This window comes from Bacillus sp. MHSD_36 (assembly GCF_030757775.1).
In the GTDB taxonomy this organism is placed as follows: domain Bacteria; phylum Bacillota; class Bacilli; order Bacillales; family Bacillaceae_G; genus Bacillus_A.
This window is the reverse complement of sequence record NZ_JAVBIS010000002.1, coordinates 107317-122367: the sequence shown is the minus strand read 5'-3', so window position 1 is coordinate 122367 and position 15051 is coordinate 107317. Positions and strand designations below refer to the sequence as shown.

Genomic DNA, 15051 nt, shown 5'->3' with positions numbered 1-15051 from the left:
ACTTAGTATGGGGGAGATTGTTTATGGAGCAATTAGTAAATGAGCTTATAGAAGCCAATGTTGGTCGCGTGTTAGTGGATGAACCGTTAGCGCGTTATACGACTATGAAAATAGGGGGGCCAGCTGATATTTTAATTGTGCCAAAGCATGTTGCCGGTATTGAAAAAACGTTGCAACTAGTAAAAAAATATAAAAAAAAATGGACTGTAATTGGTCGTGGTTCGAATCTTCTTGTATCTGATTTAGGTATAGAAGGTGTCGTTATTCGTTTAGGAGAAGGATTAGACCACTTAGAAGTCGAAAAACATAGGGTAAGAGTTGGTGGTGGGTATCCCCTTATTAAATTATCAACTTTACTTAGTCGTCAAGGGTTAGCCGGTCTGGAGTTTGCAAGTGGTATTCCAGGAAGTGTTGGTGGTGCAGTATACATGAATGCAGGAGCACATAAATCGGATATATCAAACATATTATCAAAAGCTCTTATTTTGTTTGAAGATGGAACAATTGACTGGTTAACTCATGAAGAAATGGAATTTTCCTATCGTACATCTGTATTGCAAACGAAACGTCCTGGTATTGTTTTGGAAGCTGAGTTTCAATTACAGATAGGAGAGTGTGAGGGAATTGTAAGTATCATGCAAAAGAATAAAGATTATCGCCGTGAAACGCAGCCATGGAATCATCCTTGTGCAGGAAGTGTGTTTCGGAATCCAATTCCATACTTTGCAGGAGATTTAATAGAAAAAGCGGGGCTTCGCGGTTATCAAATAGGTGGAGCTCAAATTTCTGAAATGCATGGAAATTTTATTATTAATACTGGCGGAGCCAGTGCGCAAGATGTATTATCTTTAATTGCATTAGTGAAGCAAACAATCAAGGATAAATTTAGCGTAGAAATGCATACAGAAGTAGAAATCATTGGAAGATAACGGTTATTCGTTCCGCTCATTATCATTTATGTTATAATAAGAAGATAAGAACGGCATGAGGAACATGCCGTTCTTTATGTTACGTAGGGGGATCGTACATGAAAAATAGTAAAGTGATTAAACTACAGGATCGTGTACCAAAGTTAAAAAATCAACAGAAAAAAAATAAGAAAAATGTTAATCATCGGTTGATTTTATACATATCAATTTTATTTTTATTAGTGCTCTTTTTAATTTATTTTCGGTCTCCGCTTAGCAATATAAAAAAGATAAGTGTGTTTGGAAATCATTATATGACAGATGAACAAGTGATGAAGGAATCAGGTGTGACATATGATACAAGTTATTTCCGAGTGACAGCACATAAAGCAGAAGAAAACTTAACGAAGCGAAAAGAAATTAAAGCAGTAAATGTAAAAAAACGTTTTCCAAATAAAATCGATATTCATATTGAAGAATATTTAACGATTGGTTATATAAACAAAGATGGAAAATTACAACCGTTATTAGAGAACGGGAAAACACTTGATGTACTCCCGAACGGAAAACTACCTGTTGCAGCGCCAATTTTTGAACCTTTTAAAGAGGAGAAAATGAAGGAGTTAATTGCTGAGCTTGAAAAATTAACACCAACTATTTTAAGGTCTATTTCTGAAATTCGTTATTCACCGACGAATGCCAATGAAGGCCACCTTACTTTATATATGAATGAAGGGTATGAAGTGAGCACTACGATTCAAAATTTCGCAAAACGTATGGAAGCTTATCCACTTATCTTAAAAACAATTGAGCCGGGTAAAAAGGTATTAATTGACTTAGAAGTAGGGGCGTATACGAAAGAATTAGGAGCGGAAGAAAAAAAAGAATAGAATGATAGTTTTCATTACGTTATCGTAGAAAAAACGAAACGAATGTTCTGCTTGATGCATAGGAATTTACAAGAATGGTTCATTTGATGAAAAATATGTAAAAATTCTTAGATTCATACTAGGATTGGGACAAGTTTCACTTTTCTATGAGTACATCTTAGTGTAGACTTATACTTGGCGGTAATCTTTACACTTGAAATAGAATTATTTCAAGATAAGCAGTTATTGACAGTTTACTGCGATATTCTTAAATGAATGTTAAATAAAAATAAGAAAAATATAGGGTTAAAAAAGGGAAACGTATAAAGACGTTGAATATTTTTCTTATAAATAGTAAAGTTGCGATTGTTGTTCCATATATTGAGTTGTATGGTATAAATAAAGAAGGAGGTGCCAAAGAATGAACAGCAATGAAATATATGTTAGTCTTGACATCGGTACATCCAATGTTAAAGTCATCATTGGTGAAATGGTTAATGACAGCTTAAACATTATTGGTGTTGGAAATGTAAAATCAAATGGTTTAAAGAAGGGATCGATAGTTGATATAGACGAGACTGTTCGATCAATTAAAAAAGCAATTGAACAAGCTGAGCGCATGGTGGGAATCCACATTGAGCAAGTTGTAGTAGGTGTCAATGCAAACCAGGTACAGCTACTTCCTTGTCACGGAGTAGTCGCTGTTTCAAATGAAGATCGTGAAATCGGGAATGAAGATGTCTTACGCGTTCTAGATGCAGCACAAGTTGTGTCAATTGCTCCAGAACGTGAGTTTATTGATGTGGTACCTCGACAGTTCATTGTAGACGGTCTTGACGAGATTAACGATCCACGCGGGATGATCGGTGTAAGATTAGAAATGGAAGGTACACTTATAACAGGGTCGAGAACTTTACTACATAACCTACTTCGTTGTGTAGAAAAAGCAGGTCTTGAAATTGTTGATATTTGTCTTCAACCTTTAGCGGCTGCAACAGTTGCTATATCTTCAGATGAAAAAAATAGAGGAGTAGCCCTTGTTGATATGGGGGGAGGATCTACAACTTTATCTATTTTTAAAGATGGAGAGTTACAGGCGACGAGCGTATTGCCATTAGGTGGAGACCATATAACGAAGGATATTGCAATTGGGTTGAAAACTTCAACAGAAAATGCAGATCAAATTAAGTTAAAATATGGACATGCTTTTTATGATACAGCATCTGAAGAAGAAATGTTTACTGTTCCTATTATGGGAAGTGATCAAACAGAACAATATTCTCAATTGGAATTATCGGATATAATAGAGGCTCGTGTAGAAGAAATTTTAATGTTTGTTCAAGATGAAGTGCGTAAGTTAGGAGTAAAACAAGTTGCTTCTGGTTATGTACTAACAGGTGGAATTGCTTCTATGCCAGGTGTTCTTGATCTTGCATATGATATTTTACATGAAAATGTTCGTATAGCAACTCCTGATTATATTGGTGTGCGTGAGCCCCAATATACAAGTGGAGTGGGATTAATTAAACATTCTTATCAAAAAGCTAAATTACGTGGGAAAAATGTGCAGGAGAAGCAAGAGCATTTTGAGCCAGTACCAGCACCAGCACCAACGCCGGTACAACAGCAACCTGCAAAACAAAAAACTCGTAATCAAAACAATAATAATCAAAATGATGACCGTATGATGTCAAAAGTAAAACGTGTATTCCGTTATTTATGGGATTAAAATTGGACACGAAAAATGAGGTTCTAGGGGGATTTCGACATGTTAGAGTTTGATACTACTCAAGATCAATTAGCGAATATAAAAGTTATCGGTGTCGGCGGTGGCGGAAACAATGCTGTAAACCGTATGATTGAACACGGCGTACAAGGTGTAGACTTTATCGCTGTGAATACTGATGCACAAGCATTAAATCTATCAAAAGCTGAAACAAAAATGCAAATTGGTGGAAAATTAACACGTGGACTTGGTGCAGGTGCAAACCCTGAAGTAGGGAAGAAAGCTGCAGAAGAAAGTAAAGAACAGATTCAAGAAGCACTTCGTGGTGCTGATATGGTATTCGTAACTGCTGGTATGGGCGGCGGAACTGGAACTGGTGCAGCTCCAGTTGTTGCTCAAGTTGCAAAAGAATTAGGTGCATTAACAGTTGGTGTTGTAACACGTCCATTTACATTTGAAGGACGTAAGCGTGCAACACAAGCGGCATCTGGTATTGCTGCATTTAAAGAAAATGTAGATACACTTATTGTAATTCCAAATGATCGCTTATTAGAGATTGTTGATAAAAACACGCCGATGTTAGAAGCATTCCGTGAAGCAGATAACGTATTACGCCAAGGTGTACAAGGTATTTCTGATTTAATCGCAACACCAGGTTTAATTAACTTAGACTTCGCAGACGTAAAGACAATTATGTCTAATAGAGGTTCTGCTTTAATGGGTATTGGCTCTGGTAATGGAGAAAATCGTGCTGCTGAAGCTGCGAAAAAAGCGATTTCTAGTCCATTATTAGAAACATCTATTGATGGAGCTCAAGGTGTTATCATGAACATTACGGGTGGAGCTAACTTAAGCTTATATGAAGTCCAAGAAGCGGCAGACATTGTAGCTTCAGCTTCAGATCCAGAAGTAAATATGATCTTCGGTTCGGTTATTAATGAAGGACTAAAAGATGATATCGTTGTAACTGTAATTGCAACTGGTTTTGATGATACAATTGCAACTCAACCACCAAAACCTATTATTCGTCCGAATGCGAATCACACGCAACAACAGCAACAGCCAGTAGCTCAACCACCAAAACAACGTGAAGTAAAACGTGAAATGAAGCGTGAAGAGCCGGTTGTACATGAGCGTCATTCGGATTCAGATGATATCGATATTCCAGCATTTTTACGTAATCGTCGTAGACGATAAAAGAAAAAGGAGCTTTCATGCTCCTTTTTGGTTTTATACAGGAAAAAGATCTGCTAAGCAGGTCTTTTTTTATTTTATCCCGCTTTAATGGGCTGCCCATAATAGTCCGATTGGTGAGGGCTAATAATCAGTGGAGGATGAAGAAAACCCCACTGATTAAAGTTTCACTTTATGTATTTCAATTAATATGTAAGCAAAAAAGTATAGTATTCTATGAAACATATACTTTTATTTTTTACCGACAGATTATGTCTAGAAAGCACAAAATAACAAAAAAACACCTCCGCAAATTGACACACTTTCCTATTGGATATGCATTATACTAGTCTCAACTTAAAAAAAGAGGTGAATTGTTTGGTTGTTTACGCCGACGTTGTTTGGTTGTTAAACGCCTGCATTGATTTTCTTTTACTTTTATTAACAGCCACCGTGTTAAAAAAGAAAATCAAAAGATGGAGGCTTGTGTTAGGGGCATTTATAGGTTCAACCATTGTTATTTTTGCCTTTACTCCTTTTGCTTCTATGATGACACATCCAATTATGAAACTACTGTACTCGTTACTTATTGTGTATACAGCATTTGGGTTTACAACGTTTAGAAATTATGCACAAACTGTTTTTACTTTTTACTTTGTTACCTTTATGGTTGGCGGAGGGTTAATGGGCACTCATTTCTTTTTGCAAACGAATGAAATGGTAAATGGGTTGGTTCAATCTCAATCAATTTCTTATGGTGATCCCATTAGCTGGTTATTTGTTATTTTTGGTTTTCCAGTAATTTATTATTTTTCTAAAAAGCGTATTGAAAGCGTAGAGGTTACAAAAATACACTATGATCAAATTGTGAAATTGAAAGTTCAATTAGCTGAAGAGGAGTTAGAACTCGCAGGTTTAATTGATAGTGGAAACCAACTTTACGATCCGTTGACGAAAACACCTGTTATGATTATGCATATTTCATCATTAGAACATTGTTTGCCAGCTTGGCTAACAGAACAAATTTATTCCAAAACAGAGATTCCTCAAATACCAGAAAATGATTCTGGATGGGCGACAAAATTACGCTTAATTCCTTTCCGAGCAGTAGGAGTAGAGAGTCAATTTTTATGGGCAATTAAGCCAGACAGTGTACAAATTTATCATGAAGGAAGTTCTATTGTCGTGAACAAAGTACTGATTGGATTAAATACACAACAGTTGTCAACCAATGGAGAGTATCAATGTATTGTGCATCCGAAAATGTTAATTTCTCAAAAAATGGTAATCGCTTAATAATGGGAGGCGGGATAATATGATGAAATTAAAATTTTATTTAGTATACCTTTGGTATAAAGTATTGCTGAAATTAGGAATTAAGACCGATGAAATTTATTACATTGGTGGAAGTGAAGCTTTACCACCGCCGTTAACGAAAGAAGAAGAGGAAGTTCTTTTAAATAAATTGCCAAAAGGAGATCAGGCGGCAAGATCGTTACTGATTGAACGTAACTTACGGCTAGTCGTATATATAGCAAGAAAATTTGAAAATACAGGGATAAATATTGAAGATTTGATTAGCATTGGCACAATCGGTCTTATTAAAGCGGTAAATACATTTAATCCAGAAAAGAAAATAAAGTTAGCAACATATGCCTCACGTTGTATTGAAAATGAAATTTTAATGCATTTGCGCCGAAATAATAAAAATCGTTCAGAAGTTTCTTTTGATGAACCGCTTAACATCGATTGGGATGGGAATGAACTTTTATTATCAGATGTATTAGGTACAGACGATGATATTATTACAAAAGATTTAGAAGCGACTGTGGATCGTCATCTTCTAATGAAGGCATTACATCAATTAAATGATCGTGAAAAACAAATTATGGAACTTCGGTTTGGGCTTGCTGGAGGAGAGGAAAAGACACAAAAAGATGTCGCGGATATGCTTGGGATTTCACAGTCATACATTTCGCGTTTAGAAAAAAGAATCATAAAAAGATTACGAAAAGAATTTAATAAAATGGTGTAAAGAATAAGACCAGCCGTTATCTAGGCTGGTCTTATTCTATTTAGTTGTATGAGGAAAGACAACTAAAATGAAAAATGAAGAGAAAACCGCATGCATAAAATCCCCTTCAAAGGAAATACTTTACACTGTACAGCAACTCCCGATAGGAGGGAACACTTTGACGAGAAACAAAGTAGAAATTTGCGGTGTTGATACAGCTAAACTTCCCGTACTAAAAAATGATGAAATGCGTAAATTATTTCGTGAAATGCAAAGTGGAGAGATAAGCGCAAGAGAGAAATTAGTGAATGGAAACTTACGTCTTGTACTGAGCGTCATCCAAAGATTTAATAACAGAGGAGAATATGTTGACGATTTATTTCAAGTTGGTTGTATCGGACTTATGAAATCCATTGATAACTTTGATTTAGGCCAAAATGTAAAATTTTCAACGTATGCTGTGCCAATGATTATTGGGGAAATACGCAGATATTTGCGTGATAACAATCCGATTCGCGTATCTCGCTCCTTACGAGATATTGCGTATAAAGCGTTACAAGTAAGGGAAAAGTTGATTGCAGAAAATTCAAAAGAACCAACAGCGATGGATATTGCAAAAGTGCTGGAAGTAACTCATGAAGAAATTGTTTTTGCTTTAGATGCGATTCAAGATCCAGTTTCATTATTTGAGCCGATCTATAACGATGGGGGAGATCCTATTTTTGTTATGGATCAGTTAAGTGATGAAAAACAAAAGGACGAGCAGTGGGTTGAAGAGTTAGCGCTAAAAGAAGGAATGAAGCGTTTAAATGATCGTGAGAAAATGATTATTCGAAAACGTTTCTTCCAAGGAAAAACACAAATGGAAGTTGCAGAAGAAATTGGGATTTCTCAGGCTCAAGTGTCACGTTTAGAGAAATCAGCTATTAAACAAATGAATAAGACGATTCAAGGATAAGGTTTCACCATTTATGGTGAAACCTTTTTATATGTAACATAGTTTGTTTTGGCTCATAGTAGGGGAGAGATGTTCATATATTGAAAATAATATGTGGTTAGTAGAGGGTACTTCCTGTTTGTTTGAGAAACAGTTTTTCAATTCGTCATATATAAGGGAGAGGATGAAAGTGATAAGAATTTCAGAATTGCAGATGAAAGATATAATAAATGTTTCAGATGGAAAAAGGCTTGGGAATATTGGGGATATTGAAATTGATATGAACACAGGGAAGATCGAATCTATAATTATTTCCAAACAGGCACGTATGTTAGGTATTTTTGGGAAAGATGTAGAAATTGTAATTCCTTGGAAGGAAATTGTGAAAATTGGGGAGGATGTCATACTTGTTAGAGTAAATACTGTTAATTCTGTAACAGAAACAATACAAACACCGACAATTTCATAAAGAATATTACAAATTCCTCTTTTTTTTCTGTTGGCATTATGAAAAAATAAAAGTATGGTAAAATAGACAGGAAGTACCATGCTTTTTTATGTTATTTTAATTAAAAGGAGCCGCTGTTATGATAGAACCATTTAAATATGTGGACGGTATACTGTATTTACAAGCGTGGAAAGAACTTGGAAACATTACTGCTGGATTTACGACAAAAGATGGTGGGGTAAGTACGGGCTCCTTTCATGCGATGAATTTAGGATTACATGTGAATGATATCGTGGAGAACGTTCATGAAAATAGACGCATTTTAGCAAATAAGTTACAGAAGCCATTAGAAAACTGGATTTGCTCTGAACAAGTTCATGATCATCATGTTGAAAAAGTAGGACAACAGGAAAAAGGAAGTGGCGTCTATTCATATGAAGACGGCATTTCAAAAACAGATGGCATTTATACGACTAATAATGATGTTCTTTTAACATCTTGTTACGCGGATTGTGTTCCACTCTATTTTTATGCGCCATCACATGGTATGATAGGACTTGCGCATGCTGGATGGAAAGGGACTGTAAAAGAAATTGCAAAGGAAATGATTCAAAAATGGAATGCAGAAGGCGTTTCGAGTGATGAAATTCACGTTGCGATCGGACCAGCAATTGGATCTTGTTGTTACGTTGTTGATGATCGAGTATTAACAGCAGCAGAGCAAGTAGTAAACGGTTCTGTCCCTTATAAAAAAATTTCTGATGGGCAGTACGCAATTAATTTAAAAGAAATTAATCGTATATTATGTGTACAAGCAGGCATAAAAGAAGAGAATATTGTAATGTCATCTCTTTGTACAAGCTGTGAAGAGCAATTATTTTTCTCTCATCGCCGTGATCAAGGTAAGACAGGGAGAATGTTGAGTTTCATAGGTTTTAAGGAGGAAGAAAGCAAGTGACAGTACAAAAAAATTTAACAACTGTAAATGAAGCAATTAAACAATCTTGTGCACAAGCGGGACGTTCGTTGCAAGATATTAAACTCGTTGCGGTTACAAAAACGGTAGGAATTGAAAAAACAAACGAAGTAATTGAAGCTGGAATTATTGATTTAGGTGAAAATAGAAATGAAGGTTTCTTACAGAAGTACGAACATTTCGGTTCGAAAGTGAATTGGCATTTTATTGGGTCATTACAAACGAGAAAAGTAAAAGAAATCATTAATGAAATTGATTATTTACATTCGTTAGATCGTCTTTCACTTGCAAAAGAAATTCAAAAACGTGCGAATAAGAAAGTAAAATGTTTTATTCAAGTGAAAACATCATCCGAAGAATCAAAGCAAGGGTTGGCAATAGAAGAAACCGTTCCTTTTATTCAAAGTTTGCAAGAATTGGATAAGATTGAAGTTGTAGGACTAATGACAATGGCTCCGTTTACAGAAGAAGAGGAAGAAATCAGACGCTGTTTTAAGGAGTTACGTATGCTACAAACAGAGGTGCAGGAGCTAGAATTATTACATGCGCCATGTAAAGAATTATCAATGGGAATGTCTAATGATTACACGATTGCAATTGAAGAAGGTGCTACATATATTCGTTTGGGGACGAGTTTAGTAGGAAAAGCGTAAAAGGAAGGAGAATCTTATTATGAGTTGGTCAAAAGTAAAATACTTCTTTTTTGATACACCTGAAGAAAAAGAAGCAGCTCAATATAGTTATGAAAAGGAGCAAATAGACATGAAGAAGCAGCAAGATCCGCCAGAACAACAAGATGTTACGTTTCCAAAAGCGCAAACGAAACAAAATGTTGTGAGCATTGAAACAGCAAAGCAATCTTCAAAAGTTGTTTTATTAGAACCACGCACATATTCGGAAGCGCAAGGGATTGCGGACCATTTAAAAGGTAGACGAGCTGTTGTGATTAATTTACAACGAATGTCTACGGATCAGGCTGTACGTATCGTTGACTTTTTAAGTGGTACTGTATACGCTATAGGCGGGGACATTCAAAAAATAGGACCGAAAACATTTATGTGTACGCCTGAAAATGTAGATATTGTTGGTGCAATTTCAGAGTTATTCGGTGAAGAAGAAGACACAAATATAAAGAGGTGGTAATACGCCATGGATACAGTTTTAAGGATTTTAGTTACTGCTATCGAGATATACTCGTGGGCACTTATTATTTACATTCTCCTATCATGGTTCCCAGGTGCAAAGGAATCAACTTTCGGAGACTTTCTTGCCCGTATTTGTGAACCGTATTTAGAACCATTTCGCAGATTTATTCCACCGCTTGGTATGATTGACATCTCACCACTCGTTGCGATTTTTGCGTTAAGACTTGCTACAAGTGGTTTAGTAACTTTATTCGGCTATTTCTTATAGTAAGAGGTTATATGAATGAGCATCTATGAGCATTTCAGACCCGATGAAGAGGTCTTTGTGGATAAGGTGTTAGAGTGGAAGCGGGCGGCGGAGTACCATCAAGTGAAGTTAACAGACTTTCTTGATCCGAGACAACAACAAATTGTCATTATGGTAATAGGGCAAGGAGATGTTACTGTACAATTTGAAGGTGCAACGCCTCATGCAGAACGCAAAAGAGCACTCATTTATCCGGACTATCTAGTAGTAAATGAAGAGGAATTTCAAGTAGAAGTATTGGAAATTGACTATCCTTCCAAGTTTTATACGCTAGAACATAGGCAAATATTAGGTACATTCATGTCTCTCGGTTTAACGAGAGAAAAATGTGGTGATATTTTGCTTCAAGAAGATCGTGCCCAAATTGTAGTCGCAAAAGAAGTTGTATCTTATATTGAGATGAACTTACAATCTATAGGGAAAGTGAAAGTCTCCTTATCACCAGTGCAAGGAGAAAAAATTCTACAGATACAAGAAACGTGGGGAGAGAGATCTGGAACGGTTTCTTCACTTCGTTTAGATGTTATGTTAGCTGAAATGTTACATATATCCAGACAGAAAGTACAACCTTTCATAAAAAATGGACTAGTAAAAGTGAATTGGAAAACTGTGGAGCAAACCTCATATGAATGTTATCCAGGAGATGTTTTTTCAGTGAGAGGATACGGACGAAGTAAATTGTTTTCTGTAGAAGGTAGAACAAAACGCGACAAATGGAGAATTTTGTATGGTATACTAAAATGATTGGTTTTTTAGAAGGAAATCCTCCTATTTTGTCGAAGAAAAGATATAATTGAAAGAGGAAATTTAGATAACTACTTGGAGGTGGCGTTGTGCCGTTAACACCATTAGATATTCATAACAAAGAATTTGGTCGCGGATTCCGTGGCTATGATGAAGATCAAGTAAATGAGTTTCTTGATCAAATTATCAAAGATTATGAATTAGTCATTCGTGAGAAAAAAGCTTTAGAAGAAAAAGTTGCGCAATTAGAAGGGAAGTTAGATCATTTCTCTAATATTGAAGATACGTTAAACAAATCTATCGTCGTTGCACAAGAAGCAGCGGAAGAAGTAAAGCGTAATGCGCAAAAAGAAGCAAAATTAATAGTACGTGAAGCTGAAAAGAACGCAGACCGTATTATTAACGAAGCGTTAGTAAAATCAAGAAAAGTTGCTTTTGATATTGAAGAGCTAAAGAAACAAGCGAAAGTATTCCGCACTCGTTTCCGTATGTTATTAGAAACGCAGCTTGAAATGTTAAACAACGATGATTGGGATAAACTAATTGAGTTAGAAGACGAAGTAGACGAGCTGTTGAAAAAAGAAGAAACAGTGTAAGCTTGACGTTTTTCTCATTATTACATATAATTTTAAACAACATATTTATTAAGAAAAACGAAGATAGGGATAAGTACCTTTTTCATACCTTATATAGCGAACTGAGGATGGTGTAAGCTCAGGATAAGGAGATAATGGGAATATCACCCTGGAGTTCCGCGCTGAACAAATAGAGTAAGCGTAGGCGTATATTCGCGTTAAGAATATAAAGAGGATTGTATACATATGTATAGGATCTACTAGGGTGGTACCGCGGGAGACTTTCTCGTCCCTTTTTGGGATGAGAAGGTCTCTTTTTTATTCCGTTTTTTTAGTATTTCTTTTATACATGTAAGGAGGAATTGAGCATGGAGTACAAAAATACATTACTAATGCCAAAAACAGAATTCCCAATGCGTGGGAATTTACCAAAACGTGAGCCTGCAATGCAAGAACAGTGGGCTGAAATGAATATTTATGAAAAGGTACAAGAACATACGAAAGGTCGTCCTTTATTCGTACTGCATGATGGACCTCCATATGCGAATGGTGATATTCATATGGGACATGCATTAAATAAAGTATTAAAAGACTTTATCGTTCGTTATAAATCAATGACTGGTTACTGTGCACCATATGTGCCAGGTTGGGATACGCACGGTTTACCAATTGAGCAAGCTTTAACAAATAAAGGTGTAAAGCGTAAAGAAATGACAGTTGCTGAGTTCCGTAAGTTATGTGCAGAGTATGCATATGAACAAGTAGAACGTCAACGTGAACAATTTAAGCGTTTAGGTGTACGTGCTGATTGGGATAACCCATACATTACTTTAGAGCCAGCTTATGAAGCACAACAAATTAAAGTGTTTGGTGATATGGCGAAAAAAGGTTATATCTATAAAGGACAAAAACCAGTTTACTGGTCTCCAACGAGTGAATCAGCTTTAGCAGAAGCTGAAATTGAATACCAAGATAAAAAATCAGCATCTATATACGTAGCATTCCCTGTAAAAGATGGAAAGAACGTATTAGAAGGTGATGAGAAATACATTATCTGGACAACAACACCTTGGACGTTACCTGCAAACTTAGGTATTTCTGTTCACCCAGAACTTGAATACGCTATTGTAAAAGTAAATAATGAAAAATATATTATTGCTTCTGAACTATTTGAGACAGTTGCAAAAACGTTAGAGTGGGAAAATGCTGAAGTTGTGAAAACGGTAAAAGGTAGCGAACTTGAGTATACAGTTGCAAAACATCCATTCTACGATCGTGATTCATTAGTTATGCTAGGAGATCACGTAACAACAGATGCAGGTACAGGTTGTGTTCATACGGCACCAGGACACGGGGAAGATGACTTTGTTGTTGGTAAAAAGTATGGATTAGAAGTACTTTGCCCAGTGGATGATAAAGGTGTGTTAACAAATGAAGCACCTGGATTTGAAGGCTTATTCTATGATAAAGCTAACAAGCCAATTACAGAAAAATTAGAAGAAGTAGGCGCATTACTGAAACTAACATTCATTACGCATTCATATCCACATGATTGGAGAACGAAAAAACCAATTATTTTCCGTGCAACAGCACAGTGGTTTGCATCTATTGAAGCATTCCGTAAAGAGTTATTAGAAGCTGTTGCGGAAACAAAATGGGTACCGGCATGGGGTGAAACTCGTCTTCATAACATGGTTCGTGACCGTGGCGACTGGTGTATTTCTCGTCAGCGTGCATGGGGTGTGCCAATCCCTGTATTCTATGCAGAGAATGGTGATCCAATTATTACGGATGAAACAATTAACCACGTAGCAGATTTATTCCGTGAACACGGTTCTAACGTCTGGTTTGAGCGTGAAGCGAAAGATCTATTACCAGAAGGATTTACACATCCAGGTAGTCCAAATGGTGAATTCCGTAAAGAAACAGACATCATGGATGTATGGTTCGACTCAGGTTCTTCTCACCAAGCGGTATTAGAAGAGCGCGATGACTTACAACGCCCAGCTGATTTGTATTTAGAAGGATCTGACCAATATCGTGGTTGGTTTAACTCTTCATTATCAACAGCGGTTGCTGTAACAGGTAAAGCCCCATATAAAGGCGTACTAAGCCATGGTTTCGTATTAGATGGTGAAGGACGCAAAATGAGTAAGTCGATTGGAAACATCGTCGTACCTAAGAAAATTATGGATCAATTAGGCGGAGACATTTTACGTTTATGGGTATCTTCTGTTGACTATCAATCTGACGTACGTATTTCAGATGATATTTTAAAACAAGTAGCAGAAGTGTATCGTAAAATCCGTAACACATTCCGTTTCTTATTAGGAAACTTAGATGACTTTAAACCAAGTGAAAATACAGTAGCTGTAGCTGAACTTCGTGAAGTGGATCGTTACATGTTAGTGAAATTAAATGACTTAATTACAAAAGTAAAAGAAGCATATGAGACATACGACTTCGCTGCTGTATATCATGCAATTCATAACTTCTGTACAATTGATTTAAGTTCATTCTACTTAGACTTTGCAAAAGACATTTTATACATTGAAGGTGCAAACCATGAAGATCGTCGTGCAATTCAAACTGTATTATATGATGTTCTTGTTGCATTGACGAAACTTGTAACACCAATCTTACCGCATACAGCTGATGAGGTATGGCCGTACATTCCAGGTGTAACAGAAGAAAGTGTACAATTAACAGATATGCCAGAAGCTGTACAATTAGATGACGCGGAAGCATTGAAAACAAAATGGGATGCATTTATGACATTGCGTGATGATGTATTAAAAGCGTTAGAAGTAGCTCGTAATGAAAAAGTAATCGGTAAGTCATTAAATGCAAGCATTACGCTATATCCAACTGCGGAAATGAAAGCTATGTTAGAGTCTATTAACGAAGACTTAAAGCAATTATTCATCGTTTCTGAGTACAAACTTGGTGGCATGATGGAAGAAGCGCCAGCAGATGCACCGAAGTATGAGCATACAGCGGTTGTTGTTGCTCAAGCAACTGGTGAAACATGTGAACGTTGTTGGGTAGTTTCAGAAACAATTGGTAAAGATGCTGAACATGAAACATTATGTGAGCGTTGTGCAACAGTTGTTAAAGAAAACTATGTAAAATAATAAAAAACTGACTGTGCGTAAGTGCAGTCAGTTTTTTATTGACGATATATTGAAATAACTTTCACTCTCTTTCCTATGAAGGAAAAATGTGTGTG

At 36.2% G+C, this 15051-nt stretch carries 15 protein-coding genes and 1 other annotated feature; all 15 genes read left to right on the top strand.

The features are described 5' to 3' along the window. The first annotated feature begins 23 nt into the window (after nucleotides 1–23). The 15 genes from murB (at nucleotide 24) to ileS2 (ending at nucleotide 14956) form a co-directional block, all read left to right on the top strand. Nucleotides 24–929, top strand: a complete 906-nt coding sequence (gene murB / locus Q9B79_RS08600; RefSeq protein ID WP_306183443.1) for a UDP-N-acetylmuramate dehydrogenase — start codon at nucleotides 24–26, stop codon at nucleotides 927–929. A 98-nt stretch (nucleotides 930–1027) separates the two neighbouring features. Next, complete coding sequence (divIB, locus tag Q9B79_RS08595; RefSeq protein ID WP_306183441.1) at nucleotides 1028–1798, top strand: cell division protein DivIB; 771 nt, start codon at nucleotides 1028–1030, stop codon at nucleotides 1796–1798. 400 nt (nucleotides 1799–2198) lie between these two features. Then, nucleotides 2199–3506: a cell division protein FtsA gene (ftsA, locus tag Q9B79_RS08590; protein ID WP_001087553.1), complete on the top strand. Its 1308-nt coding sequence runs from the start codon at nucleotides 2199–2201 to the stop codon at nucleotides 3504–3506. Between the two features lie 39 nt (nucleotides 3507–3545). Continuing rightward, a complete protein-coding gene (ftsZ, locus tag Q9B79_RS08585) occupies nucleotides 3546–4700 on the top strand; it encodes a cell division protein FtsZ (RefSeq protein ID WP_306183438.1) in 1155 nt (384 codons plus the stop codon). A 354-nt stretch (nucleotides 4701–5054) separates the two neighbouring features. Further along, nucleotides 5055–5972, top strand: a complete 918-nt coding sequence (spoIIGA, locus tag Q9B79_RS08580) for a sigma-E processing peptidase SpoIIGA (protein WP_141527410.1) — start codon at nucleotides 5055–5057, stop codon at nucleotides 5970–5972. Nucleotides 5973–5991: 19 nt separating this feature from the next. Continuing rightward, a complete protein-coding gene (gene sigE / locus Q9B79_RS08575) occupies nucleotides 5992–6711 on the top strand; it encodes an RNA polymerase sporulation sigma factor SigE (protein WP_000976948.1) in 720 nt (239 codons plus the stop codon). A 157-nt stretch (nucleotides 6712–6868) separates the two neighbouring features. Next, nucleotides 6869–7648 (top strand): RNA polymerase sporulation sigma factor SigG, encoded by a 780-nt coding sequence (sigG, locus tag Q9B79_RS08570; protein ID WP_000197753.1) that lies wholly within the window; start codon nucleotides 6869–6871, stop codon nucleotides 7646–7648. Between the two features lie 163 nt (nucleotides 7649–7811). Beyond that, on the top strand, nucleotides 7812–8096 hold the full coding sequence (locus Q9B79_RS08565) for a YlmC/YmxH family sporulation protein (protein WP_033682636.1): 285 nt from the start codon (nucleotides 7812–7814) through the stop codon (nucleotides 8094–8096). Between the two features lie 118 nt (nucleotides 8097–8214). After that, complete coding sequence (pgeF, locus tag Q9B79_RS08560) at nucleotides 8215–9033, top strand: peptidoglycan editing factor PgeF (RefSeq protein WP_306183432.1); 819 nt, start codon at nucleotides 8215–8217, stop codon at nucleotides 9031–9033. After that, complete coding sequence (locus Q9B79_RS08555; RefSeq protein WP_306183430.1) at nucleotides 9030–9704, top strand: YggS family pyridoxal phosphate-dependent enzyme; 675 nt, start codon at nucleotides 9030–9032, stop codon at nucleotides 9702–9704. The genes pgeF and Q9B79_RS08555 overlap by 4 nt, the downstream gene beginning before the upstream one ends. Before the next feature lie 19 nt (nucleotides 9705–9723). Then, complete coding sequence (locus Q9B79_RS08550; protein ID WP_306183428.1) at nucleotides 9724–10194, top strand: cell division protein SepF; 471 nt, start codon at nucleotides 9724–9726, stop codon at nucleotides 10192–10194. A gap of 6 nt (nucleotides 10195–10200) precedes the next feature. Beyond that, complete coding sequence (locus tag Q9B79_RS08545; RefSeq protein ID WP_029439626.1) at nucleotides 10201–10464, top strand: YggT family protein; 264 nt, start codon at nucleotides 10201–10203, stop codon at nucleotides 10462–10464. Nucleotides 10465–10479: 15 nt separating this feature from the next. Continuing rightward, a complete protein-coding gene (locus Q9B79_RS08540; protein ID WP_306183425.1) occupies nucleotides 10480–11247 on the top strand; it encodes a YlmH family RNA-binding protein in 768 nt (255 codons plus the stop codon). A gap of 89 nt (nucleotides 11248–11336) precedes the next feature. Then, nucleotides 11337–11843: a septum site-determining protein DivIVA gene (gene divIVA, locus Q9B79_RS08535; RefSeq protein ID WP_001131611.1), complete on the top strand. Its 507-nt coding sequence runs from the start codon at nucleotides 11337–11339 to the stop codon at nucleotides 11841–11843. Between the two features lie 51 nt (nucleotides 11844–11894). Further along, nucleotides 11895–12119, top strand: a binding site (T-box leader). 71 nt (nucleotides 12120–12190) lie between these two features. Then, a complete protein-coding gene (gene ileS2 / locus Q9B79_RS08530; protein ID WP_306183424.1) occupies nucleotides 12191–14956 on the top strand; it encodes an isoleucine--tRNA ligase in 2766 nt (921 codons plus the stop codon). The last annotated feature ends 95 nt before the right edge of the window (nucleotides 14957–15051 follow it).